Origin of the sequence: Cellulomonas taurus, assembly GCF_012931845.1 — a bacterium.
GTDB lineage: Bacteria > Actinomycetota > Actinomycetes > Actinomycetales > Cellulomonadaceae > Cellulomonas > Cellulomonas taurus.
Genome location: NZ_CP051884.1, coordinates 2,584,746 through 2,603,806, shown reverse-complemented (window position 1 = coordinate 2,603,806; position 19,061 = coordinate 2,584,746). Strand labels below are relative to the sequence as shown.

At 72.4% G+C, this 19,061-nt stretch carries 16 protein-coding genes; 5 read left to right on the top strand and 11 right to left on the bottom strand.

Annotation, left to right across the window (positions count from 1 at the left end; genetic code table 11):
- Nucleotides 1-55 precede the first annotated feature (55 nt).
- From HGK68_RS12020 to hemQ, 3 genes are all read left to right on the top strand, one after another.
- Nucleotides 56-577 carry a flavodoxin domain-containing protein gene (locus HGK68_RS12020; protein WP_169166174.1) on the top strand — a complete coding sequence of 174 codons (522 nt, stop codon included), beginning with the start codon at nucleotides 56-58 and terminating at the stop codon, nucleotides 575-577.
- Nucleotides 578-648: 71 nt separating this feature from the next.
- On the top strand, nucleotides 649-1,881 hold the full coding sequence (locus HGK68_RS12015) for a ferrochelatase (RefSeq protein ID WP_169166173.1): 1,233 nt from the start codon (nucleotides 649-651) through the stop codon (nucleotides 1,879-1,881).
- Complete coding sequence (gene hemQ, locus HGK68_RS12010; protein WP_169166172.1) at nucleotides 1,878-2,627, top strand: hydrogen peroxide-dependent heme synthase; 750 nt, start codon at nucleotides 1,878-1,880, stop codon at nucleotides 2,625-2,627. The genes HGK68_RS12015 and hemQ overlap by 4 nt, the downstream gene beginning before the upstream one ends.
- A gap of 19 nt (nucleotides 2,628-2,646) precedes the next feature.
- On the opposite strand, the gene HGK68_RS12005 is transcribed toward hemQ, so the two are convergent.
- The 6 genes from HGK68_RS12005 to HGK68_RS11980 form a co-directional block, all read right to left on the bottom strand.
- Nucleotides 2,647-2,997: an META domain-containing protein gene (locus HGK68_RS12005; RefSeq protein ID WP_169166171.1), complete on the bottom strand. Its 351-nt coding sequence runs from the start codon at nucleotides 2,995-2,997 to the stop codon at nucleotides 2,647-2,649.
- A 29-nt stretch (nucleotides 2,998-3,026) separates the two neighbouring features.
- Complete coding sequence (locus HGK68_RS12000) at nucleotides 3,027-4,049, bottom strand: LLM class flavin-dependent oxidoreductase (protein ID WP_169166170.1); 1,023 nt, start codon at nucleotides 4,047-4,049, stop codon at nucleotides 3,027-3,029.
- Between the two features lie 49 nt (nucleotides 4,050-4,098).
- Nucleotides 4,099-5,394 carry a Glu/Leu/Phe/Val family dehydrogenase gene (locus tag HGK68_RS11995; protein ID WP_169166169.1) on the bottom strand — a complete coding sequence of 432 codons (1,296 nt, stop codon included), beginning with the start codon at nucleotides 5,392-5,394 and terminating at the stop codon, nucleotides 4,099-4,101.
- A 124-nt stretch (nucleotides 5,395-5,518) separates the two neighbouring features.
- The gene (locus HGK68_RS11990; protein ID WP_169166168.1) at nucleotides 5,519-6,535 is read right to left on the bottom strand and encodes a M15 family metallopeptidase; all 1,017 of its coding nucleotides are present in this window, start codon (nucleotides 6,533-6,535) and stop codon (nucleotides 5,519-5,521) included.
- Complete coding sequence (locus HGK68_RS11985) at nucleotides 6,532-7,311, bottom strand: aldo/keto reductase (protein ID WP_169166167.1); 780 nt, start codon at nucleotides 7,309-7,311, stop codon at nucleotides 6,532-6,534. Before HGK68_RS11985 ends, HGK68_RS11990 begins: the two co-directional genes overlap by 4 nt.
- Nucleotides 7,308-8,123, bottom strand: a complete 816-nt coding sequence (locus HGK68_RS11980; RefSeq protein ID WP_169166166.1) for an AraC family transcriptional regulator — start codon at nucleotides 8,121-8,123, stop codon at nucleotides 7,308-7,310. The genes HGK68_RS11985 and HGK68_RS11980 overlap by 4 nt, the downstream gene beginning before the upstream one ends.
- Nucleotides 8,124-8,273: 150 nt before the next feature.
- On the opposite strand from HGK68_RS11980, the gene HGK68_RS11975 reads away from it, so the two are divergent.
- Nucleotides 8,274-11,549, top strand: coding sequence for a bifunctional proline dehydrogenase/L-glutamate gamma-semialdehyde dehydrogenase (locus HGK68_RS11975; RefSeq protein ID WP_246260337.1), 3,276 nt, complete (start codon nucleotides 8,274-8,276; stop codon nucleotides 11,547-11,549).
- Between the two features lie 69 nt (nucleotides 11,550-11,618).
- On the opposite strand, the gene HGK68_RS11970 is transcribed toward HGK68_RS11975, so the two are convergent.
- The 5 genes from HGK68_RS11970 to HGK68_RS11950 form a co-directional block, all read right to left on the bottom strand.
- Nucleotides 11,619-12,632, bottom strand: a complete 1,014-nt coding sequence (locus tag HGK68_RS11970) for a LacI family DNA-binding transcriptional regulator (protein WP_169167104.1) — start codon at nucleotides 12,630-12,632, stop codon at nucleotides 11,619-11,621.
- A gap of 121 nt (nucleotides 12,633-12,753) precedes the next feature.
- A complete protein-coding gene (locus tag HGK68_RS11965) occupies nucleotides 12,754-13,668 on the bottom strand; it encodes a carbohydrate ABC transporter permease (protein ID WP_169166164.1) in 915 nt (304 codons plus the stop codon).
- Nucleotides 13,665-14,765, bottom strand: coding sequence for a carbohydrate ABC transporter permease (locus tag HGK68_RS11960; RefSeq protein ID WP_169166163.1), 1,101 nt, complete (start codon nucleotides 14,763-14,765; stop codon nucleotides 13,665-13,667). Before HGK68_RS11960 ends, HGK68_RS11965 begins: the two co-directional genes overlap by 4 nt.
- 96 nt (nucleotides 14,766-14,861) lie before the next feature.
- Entirely contained in the window at nucleotides 14,862-16,124 is a 1,263-nt protein-coding gene (locus HGK68_RS11955) for an ABC transporter substrate-binding protein (RefSeq protein ID WP_169166162.1), read from the bottom strand.
- 557 nt (nucleotides 16,125-16,681) lie between these two features.
- The gene (locus HGK68_RS11950; protein WP_246260335.1) at nucleotides 16,682-17,185 is read right to left on the bottom strand and encodes a DUF2505 domain-containing protein; all 504 of its coding nucleotides are present in this window, start codon (nucleotides 17,183-17,185) and stop codon (nucleotides 16,682-16,684) included.
- Nucleotides 17,186-17,283: 98 nt separating this feature from the next.
- Here HGK68_RS11950 and HGK68_RS11945 point away from each other — a divergent pair, with 98 nt between their 5' ends.
- Complete coding sequence (locus tag HGK68_RS11945; protein WP_246260333.1) at nucleotides 17,284-18,771, top strand: sensor histidine kinase; 1,488 nt, start codon at nucleotides 17,284-17,286, stop codon at nucleotides 18,769-18,771.
- Nucleotides 18,772-19,061 lie beyond the last annotated feature (290 nt).

The following is a 19,061-nucleotide window of genomic DNA, read 5'->3' as shown; positions in this document are numbered from 1 at the left end:
CGATGGTCGGAACCGGTGCGTACCTCGCCCCGGATCAGCCGTAGAGGGGGACCCCATGCGAGTCTTGGTCACCGTGGCCTCGCGCCATGGCGCCACCGCCGAGATCGGCTCCGCGGTCGGTCGCGTGCTGGCCGATGCCGGTCATCTGGTGCGGGAATGTGCGCCCGAGGACGTCGAGAGCCTGGACGACGTGGACGTGGTGGTGCTCGGGTCCGCCGTGTACACGGCCCACTGGCTGCCCGCCGCCCGCGATTTCGCCAAGCGCTGGCAGGACGAGCTGCGCGCCCGACCGGTGTGGCTGTTCTCCTCGGGTCTGGCCACCCAGCCGGCCGCCTCCGCGAACTCGCCGCACGAGCTGTTGGCGCTGCGCGAGCGGATCGGCGCGCTGGGCCACCGGTCCTTCGCCGGGCGGTTGCAGCGCAGCGAGCTCGCCTTCGCCGAGCGTGCCCTGATCGCGGGGGCACGGGCCAAGGAGGGCGACCACCGGGACTTCGTCGCCGTCGCCGCGTGGGCGGGCGACATCGCTGGTCAGCTGGCTGTCATGCCGGAACCCGCCCCGGCGGTCCCGAGTAGCTGACACCCCGTCAGGACAAGATCACGGCCGCGGAACCGGTCCTCGGAAATCCTCGGTCAGTTCGCGATGTCATGATGCTGGACGTGACTTCAGCCCCCACGACGACGTCGTCGCTCGCCCCGTACGACGCTGTGCTCCTGTTGTCCTTCGGCGGCCCCGAGAAGCCGGAGGACGTGCTCCCGTTCATGCGGAACGTGACCCGCGGCAAGGGCATCCCCGAGGAACGCCTGATCGAGGTCAGCCAGCACTACGCGCTGTTCGGTGGCAGGAGCCCGATCAACGACCAGAACCGTGCCCTGATCGCCGCGCTGCGCGACGAGCTGGACGAGCGCGAGCTGGACGTGCCGATCTTCTGGGGCAACCGGAACTGGGAGCCGTTCACCGACGCCGCCCTCCAGTCGCTGCGCGATGCCGGTCACCAGCGGGTGCTCGCGGTGGTGACCAGCGCCTACGGGTCGTTCTCCGGCTGCCGCCAGTACCGCGAGCACCTGGCGGCATCGCTGCGGGAGCTCGGCGCCGCCGACACCGACCCCACCGGCGACCAGGGGACCGCGGGCGTGCGGGTCGACAAGCTGCGGCACTACTTCAACAACCCGGGCTTCGTGCGGGCCAATGCGGATGCGGTGATTGAGGCGTACGTCGCGCTCGCCGAGCAGACCGGCACTCCGGTGACCGCCCTGCTGTCCGAGGCGCCGCTGCTGTTCGTCACCCACTCCATCCCGCTGGCGATGGAGGCCGGGTCCGGTGCCCGCCGACCGTCCTACGTCACCCAGCACCAGGAGGTCGCCCGCGAGGTCGCCGCCCTGGTCGCCGAGCGCTTCGGGGTCGCGCCGGAGCACACCCTGGCCTTCTGCTCCCGGTCCGGCCCGCCGCAGCAGCCGTGGCTGGAGCCGGACATCAACGACGTGCTGACCGAGCGCGCCGGTGCCGGGGTGCGGTCGGTGGTGATGTCGCCGATCGGCTTCGTCTCCGACCACATGGAGGTCGCCTTCGACCTGGACACCGAGGCGATGGCCACCGCGCGGGATCTCGGCATCACGGCGGTGCGGGCGGGGTCGGCCTCCACCCGGACGCCCTTCGTCTCCGGGCTGGTCGACATGATCGTCGAGCGCGCGGCCCGGGAGCGCGGCGAGGACGTCGAGCCGGTCACGGTGGGCGACCTCGGACCGTGGCCGGACCGGTGCGCGGCCGGCTGCTGCTTCCAGCGCGCAGGACAGGACACCGGCATCCCGGCGACCGCCGGATCGGATCAGGTGGGCCGCGACGACGCGGGCCGCGACGACACTCAGGAGACGACCACCCGATGAGCACCACCCACGAGCACGGCACCCACGAGCCCGGCGGACACAGCCCGGAGATGGCCGAGCAGATCAACGGCGCCCTCCGGTACGCGATGTTCGCAGTGTTCGAGGTCGCCAGCCCGCTGCCCGCCGACGAGACCGCCCGCAAGCAGGCGGTGGTCGAGGTGCTGGACGCGCTGACCGGCGACGACCGGCCGGAGGACCTGGTGGTGCGCGGCTGGTACGACGTCGCCGGGCTGCGGGCGGACGCCGACCTGATGGTGTGGTGGCACGGCCCGAGCATCGAGTCGGTGCAGGAGGCGTTCCACCGGCTGCGCGCCAGCGCCCTGGGCGCCCACCTGCTCCCGGTGTGGTCGGTGGCGGCGATGCACCGTCCGGCCGAGTTCAACCGGGGCCACGTGCCGGCGTTCCTCGCCGGTGAGGACCCCCGCGCCTACCTGTGCGTGTACCCCTTCGTGCGGTCCTACGAGTGGTACGTGCTGCCCGAGGCCGAGCGCCGCGAGCTGCTGCGTGAGCACGGGCATGCCGCCAAGGACTACGCGGACGTCCGGGCGAACACCCTGTCGTCCTTCGCCCTGGGCGACTACGAGTGGATCCTCGGCTTCGAGGCCGACGAACTGCACCGGATCGTCGACCTGATGCGTGACCTGCGGGCCACCGGCGCCCGGCTGCACGTGCGCGAGGAGACCCCGTTCTACACCGGCCCCAAGGTCGACCTCGCGGAGTGGGCCGAGCGCCAGCCGCGCGCCTGAACGTCCCGCCGGAGCCCGGCTACAGCAGCTCGGACTCCGGCGGCGCCGGGACCAGCCGGGCGGTGCGCCCGTCCTGCGCGGACAGCAGCAGCTCGTCCTCGGCCACCGTGACGGTCAGCGGGGCGGTGAGCAGGCCCAGGATCGCCCGCTCCACCGCCATCCGCTCCGGCGGACCGGCCATCAGGGTCGCGACGATCGGCCCGAAGGTGAGGTGGCCGTCGGTCAGCGTCCAGGTGCCGCGCACCCGGTTCACCCCGCCGGTGCCGTAGACCTGGCCGTCCTGCTCGAAGTGCAGCACCGGCGGCCGGTCGCCGACCACCGCCCCGGACAGATCCGCGACCATCCAGCTGCGACCGACCACCTCGTCCATCCGCCGATGATGTCATCGGCGGCGGGTGCTCACCAGCGTTCGGCGATCTGCTCCAGGGTGGTGATCCGGTCCGCGACGTCATAGGTGGTCGCGGTCAGCATCAGCTCGTCGGCGTCCACCCGGTCCACCAGCTCGCGCAGCGCCGCCACGGCGGGTCCGGCGGTGGTGGTGATCTGGGTGCCCGGGATCTGGGCCATGATCGCCCGACCGTCCGGGTCGGCCTCCAGCGTGTCCAGCAGCTGTTCGGCCTCCTCGGGGGTGACCACCGGGGCCAACGGACCCCGGGTGCGCAGCCGCAGCATCATCACCCGGCTCGGACCCGACAGCCAGGCGGCGCGCTCCTCGGAGTCGGCGACGATCACCGAGGACGACACCATGAACCGGGGCCGGTCCAGCACGGCGGACGGCTGGAAGCCACTGCGGTACGCGGCCGCCGCCTGCTCGGTCAGGCCGGTGTTGAAGTGGTGCGCGTAGCTGAACGCCAGGCCGAGCCGGGCGGCGAGCTGCGCGCTGTAGAGGCTGGACCCGAGCAGCCAGACCTGCGGCGTGCCGCTGGCCGACGGGGTGGCGATCAATCGGGTCGCGGCGGGGCTCGGCGCCAGCCCGGCGGCGGGCTGACCCAGCAGCGCGAGCACGTCGACCAGCTCGGCCGGGAAGTCCTCCTCACCGGTGCGGCGCAGGGCGGAGGCCGTCATCTGGTCGGCGCCGGGTGCCCGGCCGATCCCCAGGTCGATCCGCCCCGGGTGCAGTGCCTCCAGCATCGCGAACTGCTCGGCGATCACCAGCGACGGGTGGTTCGGCAGCATCACACCACCGGACCCGAGCCGGATCCGCTCGGTGTGCGCGCCCAGATGGGCGATCAGCACGGCGGGCGAGGTGGAGGCCACGGCCGGCATCGAGTGGTGCTCGGCGACCCAGAACCGGTGGAAGCCCAACCGGTCGGCCGCCTGCGCCAGACGGGTCGAGTCGGCGAGGGCATCGGCGGTGGTCCGTCCGGTGCCGACACCGGACAGATCGAGGACGGACAGGGGAACGTTGCGCTGATCGGTCACATCAGGTCGCAACGTCCCCCGCCCGTCGCTGCTTCCCACCCCGGCCCGATCAGGGATACAGCCCCCGCAGCTGGTGCGCCTCGGCCACCCGGGACACCCCGATCACCAGCGCCGCATCCCGCAGGGTGATCCCGTCCGCCCGAGCCCTGGTCGCCACCGCCTGGTACGCGGTCCGCATCCGGTGCGCCAGCTTCTCCGCGATCTCCGCCTCGGTCCACCAGTAGGCCTGGTTCGCCTGCACCCACTCGAAGTAGGACACCACCACGCCACCGGCATTGGCCAGGATGTCCGGCACCACGGTGATCCCGCGCTCGGCCAGCACCCGGTCGCCCTCGGAGGTGGTCGGTCCGTTCGCGCCCTCGACCACCCAGCGCGCCTTCACCCGGGCCGCCGACTCGGCGTCCAGCACGTTCTCCACCGCCGCCGGGACCAGCACGTCCACGTCGAGGGCCAACAGCGCGTCGTTGTCGATCGGTTCCGCCTGCGGGAAACCGACCACCGACCCGGTCTCGGCCACGTGCCGCTGCAGGGCCGCCAGGTCCAGGCCGTCGGCGGCGTACACCCCGCCGTTCTCGTCGCTGACCGCCACCACCCGGGCACCGCCGTCCGCCAGGAACCGCGCCGCGTGCGACCCGACCTTGCCGTAGCCCTGCACCGCGCACGTCACCTCCGGCAGCCCGGTCCCGGCATCGGCCAGCGCCGCCTCGGCCGCATGCACCACCCCGCGCGAGGTCGCCGTGGCCCGGCCCAGCGAACCGCCCACCGCCAACGGCTTGCCGGTGACCACCCCCGGCGTGGTGAAGCCGGTGTTGACCGAGTAGGTGTCCATCACCCAGCTCATCGTCTGCTCGGTGGTCCCGATGTCCGGGGCCATGATGTCCCGCTCCGGGCCGATCACCGGCATCAGCTCCGAGGTGTACCGCCGGGTCACCCGCTCCAGCTCCGCGGTCGAGTAGCCGCGCGGGTCGATGGCCACGCCACCCTTGGCGCCGCCGTAGGGCAGATCGACCACCGCGCACTTCCAGGTCATCCACATCGCCAGGGCGCGCACCTCGTCGATGTCCACCCCGGGGGCGTACCGCAGACCACCCTTGCCCGGCCCCCGGGAGATGTTGTGCTGCACCCGGTACCCGGACAGCACCTCGATCCTCCCGTCGTCCCGGCGCAACGGCACCGCCACATGCAGCTCCCGGCGCGGGGTGGCCAGCATGGCGTGCAACCCCTCGTCGTAGCCGAGCAGCCGGACCGCCGAGCTCAACTGGTCCTGGGCGGTGTCCAACGGGGAGGTGCGGGTCGGTGCCGGAGCCGCGGGGGTGTGCGGATCGGGGACGGACACGGGGCTCATCTGCGGTGCCTCCTGGGCAGCTGGCGGCCCCCGGGCGGTGCCTCGTCGCGCCGCCTGTGGCGGGTGGCCACCGGATGCGGTCACTGTGCCACAGCGGGGGCGCGGCCACAGCGTGGCGTCCCGGTCAGCCGCCGTACTCGAAGTGCCAGTACTCCGCGAACGGCTGCCCCTCCCGCACCCGCTCCGGCGCGTACCAGCCGTAGGTCGGCCCGTGGGTGACCAGCCACTGGTAGCGCTCGGTGCCGAAACCGTAGGTCTCGGGCCACTCCTGGACGTCGAGGGCCAGACCGAGCCCGTGGCTGGAGGTGCCCGGCGTGGCGGCCAGTCCGCCGAGGGCGGCCTTCATCGCGACCTGGTCGGCGTACGACCGGTAGGTCAGGTCGAGGTCGAGGGAGGCACCGAAGGCGGCGCGGTAGGCGTCGTTCAGCGCGGTGAGGGCGTCGGCGGCGTCGCAGCGCAGGTACTGGGTGAAGCCGAGCTGGTCGGTGCCCCAGCCGATCGCGCACATCGCGGCGGCGGGCATGTGGCCGTTGGAACCGTCGCCGTCGGCGGTGGGCACGGAGGTGACCCAGAGGACGTTCCCGGCCGAGTCGACCGGGCGGCCGTCGACCCAGCCGGCGATCCGGGGGTGGGTCGGGGCACCGGGCGGTGCGGCCGAGGCGCGGGCGTTCTCCTGCTCCCGCGCTGCGGCGTCCGCGGCTGCCTGGGCGTCGGCCGCCTGGGCGGCGGCGAGGGCCTCAGCGTGTGCGGCGGCCTCGGCCTCGGCTGCTGCGGCTGCTGCCGCGGCGGTTCGCTCGGCCTGGCGTTCCAGTCCCCGACGTGCGGCGTCCAGGTCGGCGGCCCTGGTCCGGTCCGCGAGGAAGTCCTGCTCGGCGGCCGTCAGTGTGGCGGACAGGGCGAGGGCGTCGGCGTCGATGGGCGCCGGGCCGGCTGCGCGGGTGAGGGCCCACCCGGCGCCGACGGCGGCACTGGCGACCAGCAGCAGCGCGGCAGCGGCGGCGACCAGTCGGGTGCGGCGTCGGTGGCGGCGGCCGAGTCGTCGCGCGCGGCGAGGGAACTCGCCCGCCGGGCTCGCGGGCTCCGGACCCGGCGGGCGAGTTCCCTCGCTTCCCACCGGGTCCGGTGCCGACGGCGAGGTCACGCGCCGAGGGCGTCGATCCGGGCGAGCTCGTCGGCGGAGAGCTGGAAGCCGAGCACGTCCAGGTTGGACTCGATCCGCTCCCGGTGGACCGACTTGGGGATCACCACGATGCCGTGGTCGATGTGCCAGCGCAGGACGACCTGCTGCGGGCTGACCCCGTGCGCCTCGGCGATCTCGGTCAGCACCGGCGCCGACATGTCGGTGCGCTTGAACGGGCTGTATCCCTCGATCGCCACCCCGCGCTCGTGGTGCGCGGCGACCAGGTCGGCGTCCCAGTCGGTCGGGCTCCACGGGATCTGGTTGACCGCCGGCGCCTCACCCGTGGCGGCGATCAGTTCGTCGATCTGCGCGATGGAGTAGTTCGAGACACCGATGCTGCGGACCAGGCCCTCGTCCCGGGCGGCGATGAACTGCTGCCAGGTCTCCGGGGTCGCCTGCTTGTTCGGCGGCCAGTGGATCAGCCACAGGTCCAGGTGGTCGGTGCCCAGCTCGGCCAGCGACTCGGTGAGGGTCTGGCGCTCGCGGCCCGCGTGGTCCGGCGGGAGCTTGGTGGTGACGAAGACGTGGTCCCGGTCGATGTCGACGGCTGCCAGCGCCCGGCCGACCTGCGCCTGGTTGCCGTAGCCGGTCGCGGTGTCGATGTGGGTGTAGCCGAGTTCCAGGGCGGTGATGACGGCGCGTTCGGCGTCATCGCCCTCGGACTGCCAGGTGCCGAGCCCGAGCAGGGGCATCGCACCGCCGGGCAGCTGGATGGTGGGAATGTTCGCTGCGGTCATGTCCCCATCGTGTCCCGAGCCGGCGGTGTCGGCCACGGGAGACCGGCGGTGGCCGGCTGACCGGCATCGGCGTCCCGGGCTGCACGGCGGAACTGGGCGGGGGTCTCGCCGGTGAGCCGGCCGAAGGTGCGGGTGAAGGACGCCTGATCGTAGAAGCCCACCGCCCCGGCGATCTCGGCCACCGGGAGATCGGTCCCGCCGAGCAACGCCGCCGCGTGATCCACCCTGGCCCGGAGCACGTACTGCTGCGGGGACAGGCCGAACACCCGGCGCAGCCGACGGTCCAGGGTGGCGGCCGAGCACCCGGCGGCGGTGGCGAGGTCGGCGACGCTGGGCGGCGCGGCGATCCGCTCCCGGACCAGGTCGGCGACCCGGTGCAGCGAGGCGATGGTCTCCGGGTCGGCGTCCTGTCCGCGCAGTGCCTGGGAGATCGACACCAGGCCGAGGACGGTCCCGTCCTCCGCGCGGACCGGGCTCTTGGAGGTCAGGTACCAGCCGGGGGTGCCACCGGGGCGGCGGATCAGCTCCAGCTCGCGGCGCAGCTCCCGGCCCTCGGTCAGCACCGTGCGGTCCTGGGCGTCGTACCGGGCCGCCAACAGCGGGTCGAAGAGCTGGACCGCCGTGCGCCCGACCACCCCGCGCCGGGAACGTTCGTTGGTGCGGCGGACGAAGGCGTCGTTGACCAGGACGTACTGCCCCTCGGTGTCCTTGACGCAGAACATGGTGCCGGTCAGGTCCTCGGCCAGGGTGAGCAACGCAGGGGTCAGGGCGCGCAGCAGCGGGGACGGGGCGAGCGGTGGACGGTGCGGCATGATCCGGGCAGCGTAGGCGCTCCGTAGCTGTACGCGGCTGCGCGCGGTGAGGCACGGCGGGCACGGCTGGGGCGCAGCTAGGCGATGCCCACCGGCCGAGCGCGCGAATCGATGCAAGACGCGCAGCGGAGAACCGAGGACGATCACGCCATGACGACCGCCGCACTCACCGACCGCGCCATCGCGCTGGCCACCCGCTGGACCGAAGCGACCGAGGCCGACGCCACCCCGGCCGAGCGCCGGGCCACCGAGCGCCTGGCCGCCCTGGTCGCCGACCCGGCCGGGTTGGAGCTGGCGGTGCGGTTCGTGGACCGGGTGGCCAGGCCGGAGGACGTGCGGGTCGCGGCGGCCGAGCTGGTCGACCTGGGCGAGCGCGCCGGGGACGCGCGCGGCTTCCTCGGCGCCGCCGACCGCGGACTGCTCTCCCTCGGCTCCCGACTCGCGCCGCTGCTGCCGCAGGTCGTGGTGCCCGCGGCCAGGATCCGGCTGCGCCAGTTGGTGGGGCACCTGGTCGCCGACGCGGGTCCCGGGCTGGCCGGACACATCGCCCGCGCCCGCCGGGACGGGTTCCGGCTGAACCTCAACCTGCTCGGTGAAGCGGTGCTGGGCGAGGAGGAGGCCGCCCGACGGCTGCGCCGGGTGCAGCAGCTGGTGGTCCGCCCCGACGTCGACTACGTGTCGGTGAAGGTCTCGGCGGTGGCCAGCCAGCTGTCGACCTGGGACACCGCGGGGTCGGTGGCGCGGGTGGTCGACCGGCTGCGCCCGTTGTACCGGGTCGCCGCCGCGCACGGCACCTTCCTGAACCTGGACATGGAGGAGTACCGCGACCTGGAGATGACCCTGCGGGTGTTCGAGGATCTGCTCGCCGACCCGGAGCTGCACGACTACCAGGCAGGGATCGTGCTGCAGGCCTATCTGCCGGACACCTCGGACGCCCTGGACCAGCTCACCGGCATCGCCCGCGCCCGGACCGCGACCGGCGGCGCCGGGATCAAGGTGCGCCTGGTGAAGGGGGCGAACCTGGCGATGGAACGGGTCGAGGCCGAACTGCACGACTGGCAGCAGGCGCCCTACGGCAGCAAGCCGGAGGTGGACGCGCACTACCTGCGGCTGGTCGACACCGCCCTGCACCCCGACCGGATCGAGGCGCTGCGGGTCGGGGTGGCCAGTCACAACCTGTTCCACGTCGCCTACTCCCATCTGCTCGCCGAGGATCGGGGGGTCCGCGCGGGGGTCGACATCGAGATGCTGCAGGGGATGGCCCCGGCCCAGGCGCGGGCGGTGCAGCGCGACGCCGGACAGGTGCTGCTCTACACCCCGGTGGTCGCGCGGGACGACTTCGACGTGGCGATCTCCTATCTGGTGCGCCGACTGGAGGAGAACGCGGCACCGGAGAACTTCCTGCACGCGCTGTTCGCCGGGGAGCAGCTGACCGGGCTGGACGCCCAACGGGCAGCCTTCCGGGCCGCCGTCGCCGACTCCGCGACCGTGAGCACCACACCCCGGCGCCGGCCTCGCCCGGCCGCCCGACCCACCGACGACCCGGTGCCGTTCCACAACACGGCGGACACCGACCCCGCCGTCCCCGCCTCCCGGGACTGGGCCGCCACCCTCGTCGCGCACGACGTGCCCGCACCCGAGGGCGCGCAGCCGCTCACCACCCGGCAGCAGGTCGACGCCGCCGTCGATCGCGCCCGCACCGCGGCGCCGCTGTGGTCGGCACGCACCCCGGCCGAGCGCGCGGCGGTGCTGCGCCGGATCGCCGCCGAACTCGAAGCGGCCCGCGGTGATCTGGTCGCCACGATGGTGCACGAGGGCGGCAAGACGGTGGCCGAGGCCGACCCGGAGGTGAGCGAGGCGATCGACTTCGCTCGCTACTACGCCGCCCGCACGCTGGATCTGGCCGACGGCGCCGTGCCCGGTGCCCGGTTCCACCCGCACGGGGTCACCCTGGTCACGCCGCCCTGGAACTTCCCGGTGGCGATCCCGACCGGATCGGTGCTGGCGGCGCTCGCGGCCGGGTCCCCGGTGCTGATCAAGCCCGCGCCGCAGACCCCGCGCTGCGTCCGGGTGGCGATGGCGGCGGTGCGGCGTGCCCTGGACGCGCACGGGATCACCGAGGACGCGGTGCAGGTGGTGCTGACCGACGAGGGCGACACCGGGCGGCACCTGATCACCCACCCCGGCATCGACCGGCTGCTGCTCACCGGCGCGCTGGAGACCGCGCGACTGTTCGCCGGCTGGCGACCCGAACTGGACGTGTACGCCGAGACGTCCGGGAAGAACGCACTGGTCATCACCCCGTCGGCGGATGTCGACCTGGCGGTGGCGGATCTGGTGCGCTCCGCCTTCGGGCATGCCGGGCAGAAGTGCTCGGCGGCCTCCCTGGCGATCCTGGTGGGGTCGGCCGGCCGGTCGGACCGGCTGCGCCGTCAGCTCGCGGACGCGGTCACCTCGCTGCGGGTCGGACCGGCGGACGACCTGGGCACCACGATGGGACCGCTGATCGAACCGGCGCAGGGCAAGCTGTTGCGGGCGCTCACCACGCTGGACGAGGGGGAGAGCTGGCTGGTCCAGCCCCGGCGCCTCGACGCGGAGGGACGACTCTGGTCGCCCGGCGTCAAGCTCACCCATCCCGGCTCCTGGTTCCACCGCACCGAGTGCTTCGGCCCGGTGCTCGGCGTCATCCGGGTGGACACCCTGGAGCAGGCGATCGCGGTGCAGAACGACGTGGCCCTGGGCCTGACCGGTGGCCTGCACTCGCTCGACCCGGACGAGATCGCGCAGTGGCTCGACCGGGTCGAGGTCGGCAACGCCTACGTCAACCGGCACATCACCGGCGCGGTGGTGCAGCGTCAGCCGTTCGGCGGGTGGAAGGCGTCGGTGGTCGGACCCGGGGCGAAGGCCGGTGGGCCGCACTATGTGGCGCAGCTCGGCCGGTGGCAGGACGACCCGGAGATCGCGGCCCTCGACGACGACGCCTGGCTCGCCTGGGCGGTGGCCGACGACGCCCGCTGCTGGGCCGAGGAGTACGGCATCGACCACGACCCCACCGCGCTGGCGGCGGAGGAGAACACGTTGCGCTACCGCCCGGTGCCGGAGCTGACCGTGTACGTGGCCGCCGACGGTCGGGAGCGCGACCTGCGTCGGGTCCTGGCGGCGGCCAGGATCGCCGGGGTGCCGGTGCACGTGGAGCGCGGCGACGACCTGGCCCGACGGATCGCGGACGGCAGCGTGCACGGTCGGGTCCGGGTGATCGGGTCGGCGCCGGAGCTGCGGGCGGCGGCGGCCGATCGGGTCGGCGAGGTCACCGTGCTGGACGGCCCGGTGCTGGCGGCGGGGGAGCGCGAACTGCTGACCGTGCTGCGCGAGCAGGCGGTCAGCCGCACACGTCACCGCTTCGGGCACATCGACCCGACCCGCTGACCGGCCCCGCCCGGCTGCCTCGCCGAGGAGTCGGCATCCGGGGCGACGCGGGAACCGGTTCCCCGGCGACTACGCCGAGTCCCGGACCACCAGCTCCGGCTCGAAGATCATCGGCGCGGTCCGGGGCGGCTCGCCGCGCAGCTGCGCGATCAGCTCCGCTCCGGCCGCGCGGGCCATCGCCACCACCGGCTGGGTGATCGTGGTCAGCGCGGGCTTGGTGGTGACGGCCAGGCCGCTGTTGTCGTAGCCGATGATCGCCAGGTCCTCCGGCATGCTGCGACCGGCGGCCGACAGCACCGGCATCGCACCGGCCGCCATCAGGTCCGAGGCGATGAACACGGCGTCGACCTCGGGGAAGCGCTCGACCAGCTCCCGAGCCGCCTGCGCGCCACCGTCGAGAGTGAAGTCGCCGGTCACCACCGCGTGATCGGGCAGTCCGGCAGCGCGCAACGCTTGGCGCCAGCCCTCCAGCCGGTCGATGCCGGCGCTCATGTCGGCGGGGCCGGTGATGGTCGCGATCCGGCGACGGCCGATCGAGATCAGGTGTTCGGTGGCCAGCCGCGCCCCGCCCACGTTGTCGGTGTCGATCAGGGACAACGAGCTGCGGGTGGTGAACGGGCGGCCCATGAACACGGTGGGCAGCCCGGAGTCCTCCAGTGCGCGGTCGATCGCGTCGTCGCGGTGGTGGGACACGATGATCGCGCCGTCGACGTGGCCGGCCCGCAGGTAGCGCACGGTGCGGGCGGCGTCGTCCGGGCGGGCGATCAGCAGCAACAGCTGGAGGTCGGAGTCCGAGAGCGCGAGGCTGACACCGTTGAGCACCCCGGCGAAGAACGGGTCGGAGAGCACGCGCTCATCCGGTTCGGGGACCACCAGGGCGACCGAGTCGGTCCGCCGGGTGACCAGCGACCGGGCAGCACGGTTCGGGGTGTACCCAAGGGCGGAGACCGCGTCGGCGACGGCGGCCATCGCCTCGGGCGAGACGCGGTCACCACCGTTGATCGCGCGGGAGGCGGTGGAGCGGGAGACCCCGGCACGCTCGGCGACCTGCTCGAGGGTGGGGGCGGTGTGCAGCGGCGTCATTGCCTGGTCGACCACGATGGGTCCCCCTCTGCTGGTGGTGCTCACGTCAGACGACGTTGCAGTGGATTCGCGGCTGAGACGCGGGGCCGGACATGGATCCGGCCCCGCGCGCAGCCTAGCGTCAGCCCTTGACCGCGCCGGCCATGATGCCGGCGACCAGCTGGCGCCCGGCGATCACGAACAGCACCAGCAGCGGGATCACCGAGATGACCACACCCGCCATGATCAGGGACATGTCCTTGAAGAAGGACGCCTGCAGCAGCTGCAGCGCCACCGGCAGGGTGGGGTTCTGGGTGCCGAGCACGATGGACGGCCAGAAGAAGTTCGTCCACGACCCGATGAAGGTGAACAGCGCCAGCATCGCGGCCGCCGGGCGTGCGGCGGGCAGCGCCACGTGCCAGAAGGTGCGGATCATCGACGCGCCGTCGACCCGGGCCGCCTCGATCAGCTCGTAGGGCAGCGCCGACTCGAGGTACTGGGTCATCCAGAACACGCCGAAGGCGGTGACCAGGCCGGGCAGGATCACCGACAGCAGGTTCCCGACCAGGCCCAGCTCGCGCATCACGATGAACAGCGGCACCACACCCAGCTGGGTCGGCACGGCCATCGTCGCGATCACGAACACCAGCAGCGGGCCACGGCCACGGAAGCGCAGCTTCGCGAAGGAGAACCCGGCGAGCGTGGAGAACAGCACCACCGAGGCCGAGGTGACCACGGCGACGATCACCGAGTTCAGGAACGCCTGCGGCAGGTTGATGTTCGCGTCCATCACCCGCCGGAGGTTGTCCAGCAGGTTGCCGCCCAGGCCGAGGCCCGGGATCGGGTTCTGCGCGATCTCGCTCGCGGTGGAGCTGGACAGCTGGAGCGCGTAGTACAGCGGGTAGGCCGAGCCCAGGATGACGATCGTCAGGATCGCGTAGGTCACCCACCCGGCGCGACGACCCTCGGAGGTCTGGGTCTGCTTCCGCTTGCGTGCTGCCGCCCGGGCGGCGCCACGTCCGGCGCTCTGCTCGAGCATGGGGATCGAGGTGCTCATCGCGCGGTCCTCCCGCTGGTGTCGTCGGTCCCGGGCTCGATCACCTGGTCGGTCACCGGGGTCGCGGACGGGCTGGATGCCGCCGGGATCGCGGCCAGCTTCGTGTCCTGCTTCTTGGCCTTGCGTGCGCCACTGGACGCGATCAGTCGCGTCAGCAGGAAGTTCAGGATGGCGAACACGATGATCACCAGGAACAGCATCCAGGCGACCGCCGCGGCCCGGCCGAGGTTGTTCTGCCGCCACCCGAGGTCACGCAGGTAGAGGGTCAGCGTCAGCCACTGGCCGCTCGAGCCACCCTTGCCCGCCTGGTCGTACATCCGGGGCTCGTCGTAGATCTGCAGGCCACCGATGGTGGAGGTGATGACCACGAAGATCACCGTGGGGCGCAGCATCGGGATCGTGATCGACCGGAACTGACGCCAGCGCGCGGCACCGTCGATGGTGGCGGCCTCGTACAGGTCGCGCGGGATGGCCTGCATCGCGGCCAGGAAGATCAGCGCGTTGTAGCCGGTCCAGCGGAAGTTCACCATCGTGGAGATGGCGACGTGCGCGGGCAGCGACTGGGAGTGCCAGCCGACCGGGTCGATGCCGACGTAGCCGAGCAGCGTGTTGATCACGCCGGAGCCGTCGGCGAACAGCTTGGAGAAGATCAGCGCGACGGCCACCGGGGCCACCACGTAGGGGAGCAGGACGCCCATCCGCCAGAAGGTCTTGGCCCGGAGGTTCGCGTCCAGCATCGCCGCGATGATCAGCGCCGCGATCATCTGCGGGATGGTCGACAGCACGAAGATGCTGAAGGTGTTGCCCAGCGCCTTCCAGAAGAACGGCTGCTGGAGGATGAAGCTGAAGTTCTCCATCCCCACGAAGTCGCCCTGGCCGCCCAGCAGGCTCCACTCGTGCACCGACACCCAGGCGGTGTAGAGCAGCGGGAACAGCCCGACCACGGCGAACAGCAGGAAGAACGGGGAGATGTACAGGTAGGGGGAGAGCTTGACGTCCCACTTGCCCAGCTGCTGCCGGAAGCCGATCTTCCGCGGCGGGCGGGGGTCGTCCACGCTACCGGGTGAGACCGGAGCTGGGGCTGTCGAGGTGGCCATGAGGGTCCTTCGCGAACGAGTGGGAACGGTGCGGGGGCCGGGAGCGGCCCGCCGGCTGACGATCAGCCGACGGGCCACTCCGGTCGGACTTCAGACTCAGCCCAGGGCCTTGACCGCGGTCTCGAACTTCTCCCACGACGACGCGGCGTCGTCGGTCTTGTCGACGGTCACGCGGTTGATCGCGTCGGCCATCTCGGTGTTGATCGCGAAGTACTGCGGGCCCTTGTAGGGGTTCACCGAGATCCGGTCGGCCTGCTCGGCGAAGATCTGGCCGATCGGCGCGTTGTTGAAGAACTCGTTGGTAATACCGGCGAGCTCGTCGGACTTCTGCGCCTCGACCTGGCTCGGGTAGTTACCCGTGGTCTGGAACGCCTTGATCTGCTGCTCCGGGGCGGTCAGCCAGTCGGCGAGCGCCTTGGCCTCCTCCGGGTGCTCCGACTGCGCCGGGACGGTCAGGAACGAACCGCCCCAGTTACCGCCGCCACCGGGGAACACGTTGGCGATGTCCCAGCCCTCGACACCCGCGGCGTTGCCCTCGATGACACCCAGCATCCAGGACGGCGCCAGCATCACGGCGAAGCCGTTGTTCTGGAAGGCCGCGGTCCAGTCCTCGGACCACTGGCTCAGACCGGCGGACAGGTCCGCGTGGTCCAGGACGCCCTGGTAGATGTCCTTCACCTCGGGGTTGTCCAGCGCGATGATCTCGTTGGTGTCCGGGTCCTCGTAGGACTTCTCCACCTGGTTGATCTGGCCCTGGTAGATCGTCGACGAGGCGTCGTAGAACGGGACACCGGTGCCGGCGGCCATGAACTGGTCACCCACCGCGTAGAAGTCGTCCCAGCTGGAGTCCTCGCCACCGAAGAGCTCGGCGACCGACGCCGGGTCGCTGGGCAGACCAGCGGCCTCGAACAGGTCGGCGCGGTAGGCGATGGCCTCCGGGCCGATGTCGGTGCCGTAGCCGAGCAGCTTGCCGTCCGGCGTGGTGGCCTGGGCGGTCTTCCAGTCCTGCCAGCGACCCTCGACGCTGTCCGAGGTCAGGTCGGTGAACTGGTCCTCGTACTGCATGATCTCGGGCATCCAGTCGACCTCGACGCCGGCGACGTCGGCCAGACCGGAGCCGGAGGCCATGCCGGTGTTGAACTTCTCCCGGGCCTCGTCCGACGTCGCGGCCTTGTCGTGCACGACCGTGATGTCGGGGTTGAGCTCCATGTACTCGTCGAGCAGGTCGTCGTAGCCCCACTCGTTGAAGGTGGAGACGGTGAGCGTGATCTTGCCGTCGCTGCTCTCGCCGTCGCCGGAGCCGCCGGAGGAGCAGGCGGTGGCGAGCAGGGCGACGGAGGTGGCTCCGGCGATGGCCATCCAGGTGGTTCTCGTGCTTCGGCGCACTGGGACTCCCTTGTCGATCGAACGGCGTCATCGCCGTTGAAGTACGACGCCCGATTGGGGGGCGTCGATGCCCGGACGTGGAAGCGTTCCCAGCTAGGGGTGCGGGAGCGTTCCCACGGCGTGCGCCGACTCTCGTCCGAACTCCGGGACAGTGTCAAGCGACCGCTGCGGCAACGGGGTGATGGAAGCGATCCCACGGCGCGTTGTAGCAGGTCAGAGCGTTGGAGTGGTCGGGCGTGTTACGCAATTGTTATGGCCGATCTGACCGTGGCGCGGCTCGTTCTGCGCGAGGGGCAGCGGTGGCCTGGGCGCTCACGCTCACGAGCCGCATCGGCGACCTGGGCGCGAAAGCCCGCGAGGCGCAGCGGCGATCTGGCTGCGCGGGGTCGCGAAGCGCGGCGGTGGCCTGGGTGCGCGGGGTCGCACAGTGCAGCGGCTACCTTGGCCCGCGCGCTCGTACAGTGCAGCGGCGACCTGGGTGCGAACCCTCGCGCGGCGGCAGCGGTGACCCGGGCAGCGAGGCGCGGAGTTCAGTCCCCGGTGGTGCGGACGTACTCGCGGGCGACGGCCTCCTCGGCTTCCAGTGCTGTGCGCACCGCCTTGGCGGCCGTCTCCTCGACCATCGCGCCGAACAGCGGGACGTTCGCCTTCAGCTCGCCGTCGTAGACCACACGGGAGGACTCGCCGCCGGGGATCAGGGCCACCGTGCCGGTCATCCGCACCGGGGCACCGGCGATCTCCACCGCGACGGTGCCGCGTCGGGCACCGTCGGGGTCGGCCGCCTCCCACGCCTCCGCCTGGCGCACCTCGAGCCGGTCGCCGATGAACGCGCGGGCCTGCGGCGGGATCAGATCGGTGGGCAGCGCACGTCGCGTGGTGACGGTGAACGCGCCGCCCTCGCCGGGGGTGACGTCCACGTGCAGCACCTCGCCGCCGCTGGCCGCGACCTTCGCGCGGACGTACACCGGGTCGGCCAGCATCCGGCCGGCGGACGGCGCGTCGGTGTCGAGGGCGAGCGGGACCTGGAGGTGCACGGCGAAGGCTCCTTCGGGACGGTGCGGGGTGGGGACGACTCTAGCCCGCGACCCGGACGAATCGCCCGGCGTTCAGCTTCGACGCCTAGGCTGCGGGGGTGTCGACCCTGAGTGAACTCGTGCAGCGCCACAGCGACCTGGACGCCGCCGACCTGGAGTGGCTGCATCTGCTGGTCGGTGACTGGCAGGTCATCTCCGACCTGGCGTTCGCGGACCTGGTGCTGTGGCTGCCGACCCGGGACGGGGACTTCGTGGCGATCGCGCAGTGCCGCCCCAGCACGGGGGCCACCGTCCACTATGACGACGTCGTCGGGTCGATGCCGCCGGAGGGGCAGCGCGGGCAGTTGAGCCAGTCATTGACCGAGATGCGTGCTCAGCGTTCCCGTGAACCGCGCTGGTTCGGCTCCTACGCGGTGCGCGAGGAGGCGGTGCCGGTGGTCAGGGACGGCCGGGCGATCGCGGTGATCGCACGCCAGACCAACCTGGGCGGGGTCCGCACGCCGAGCCGGTTGGAGCTGAACTACGTCGAGGCCGCCGACGACCTGATGGGCATGATCGTGCGCGGCGAGTTCCCGCTGCCGGACGCCGCCACCGGGCCGCGCCGGGGTGCACCCCGGGTGGGCGACGGGCTGATCCGGCTCAACTCGGAGGGCGAGGTGCTGTACGCCAGCCCGAACGCCCTGAGCTGCTTCCACCGCCTCGGTGCGATGGACGACCTGGTCGGGCGCTCCCTGGTCGAGGTGGTCGCGGACCTGGTCGAGCAGCAGCACTCCCAGGTCGACGAATCGATGCCGCTGGTGCTCACCGGCCGTGCCCCGTGGCGGACCGACATCGAGGCCCACGGCGTCGCCCTGTCCCTGCGCGCGGTGCCGCTGACCGAGGGCAAGGAGCGGATCGGCGCGGTGCTGCTGTGCCGGGACGTCTCCGAGTTGCGCCGCCGTGAGCGTGAGCTGATCACCAAGGACGCGACCATCCGGGAGATCCACCACCGGGTGAAGAACAACCTGCAGACGGTGGCCGCGCTCCTGCGGTTGCAGGCTCGGCGGATGGACGTGCCCGAGGCGCGCGCGGCGCTGGAGGAGGCCATGCGTCGGGTCGCCACCATCGCGCTGGTGCACGAGACGCTGTCCCAGACACTGGACGAGACGGTCCAGTTCGACGACTTGGTGGGCCGCAGCCTGCGCCTGGCCGCCGACGTGGCCTCCGCCGGGGCGAGTGTCCGCACCGTGGTGCAGGGCTCCTTCGGCGCCGTGTCGGCCGAGGACGCGACGGCGTTGGCCCTGGTGCTGACCGAGCTGGTCACCAATGCCGTCGAGCACGGCCTGGCCGGCCGCGAGTCCGGCACGGTGGAGATCAGCGCCGACCGCGAGGACGACGTGCTCAGCGTGACGGTCGCCGACGACGGCGGCGGCATCCCCGCGAACGCCGGTGCCGGGACCGGACTGGGCACCACCATCGTGCAGACGCTGGTCACCAACGAGCTGCGCGGGTCGATCGACTGGTCGGCGCGGGACGGCGGCGGCACCCAGGTGCTCCTGCGCGCGGTACTGCGCGCCCCCGGCCGCGAGGCAAACACCGTCGCCTGACCGGCGGCGGCCCCACCCGCACCCCGCCCGCCCGCTCCCCACGGCGGTGCGGCCCGTGCCGTGGCGTCGAGCCAGGCCGAGGTCGGCAGTTCCGGCCACCCACCGGCGGGCGGACTGCCGACGTCGGGCCGAGGTCGGCAGTTCCGGCCATTCACGGGCGGGCGGACTGCCGATCTCGGGCGCCAAGTGCCGATCTCGGGCGCGCGCTGCCGATGTCGGACGCGGACCGTCGACCTCGGGCGCGGACTGCCGACGTCGGGCCGAGGTCGGCAGTTCCGGCCATTCACGGG

Bases quoted from the DNA above. Each gene is read 5' to 3' on its own strand.
- HGK68_RS12020 (WP_169166174.1), top strand. From the start codon at position 56: ATGCGAGTCTTGGTCACCGTGGCCTCGCGCCATGGCGCCACCGCCGAG.
- HGK68_RS12015 (WP_169166173.1), top strand. From the start codon at position 649: ATGCTGGACGTGACTTCAGCCCCCACGACGACGTCGTCGCTCGCCCCG.
- hemQ (WP_169166172.1), top strand. From the start codon at position 1,878: ATGAGCACCACCCACGAGCACGGCACCCACGAGCCCGGCGGACACAGC.
- HGK68_RS12005 (WP_169166171.1), bottom strand. From the start codon at position 2,997: ATGGACGAGGTGGTCGGTCGCAGCTGGATGGTCGCGGATCTGTCCGGG.
- HGK68_RS11995 (WP_169166169.1), bottom strand. From the start codon at position 5,394: ATGAGCCCCGTGTCCGTCCCCGATCCGCACACCCCCGCGGCTCCGGCA.
- HGK68_RS11985 (WP_169166167.1), bottom strand. From the start codon at position 7,311: ATGACCGCAGCGAACATTCCCACCATCCAGCTGCCCGGCGGTGCGATG.
- HGK68_RS11980 (WP_169166166.1), bottom strand. From the start codon at position 8,123: ATGCCGCACCGTCCACCGCTCGCCCCGTCCCCGCTGCTGCGCGCCCTG.
- HGK68_RS11975 (WP_246260337.1), top strand. From the start codon at position 8,274: ATGACGACCGCCGCACTCACCGACCGCGCCATCGCGCTGGCCACCCGC.
- HGK68_RS11970 (WP_169167104.1), bottom strand. From the start codon at position 12,632: ATGACGCCGCTGCACACCGCCCCCACCCTCGAGCAGGTCGCCGAGCGT.
- HGK68_RS11965 (WP_169166164.1), bottom strand. From the start codon at position 13,668: ATGAGCACCTCGATCCCCATGCTCGAGCAGAGCGCCGGACGTGGCGCC.
- HGK68_RS11960 (WP_169166163.1), bottom strand. From the start codon at position 14,765: ATGGCCACCTCGACAGCCCCAGCTCCGGTCTCACCCGGTAGCGTGGAC.
- HGK68_RS11955 (WP_169166162.1), bottom strand. From the start codon at position 16,124: ATGGCCATCGCCGGAGCCACCTCCGTCGCCCTGCTCGCCACCGCCTGC.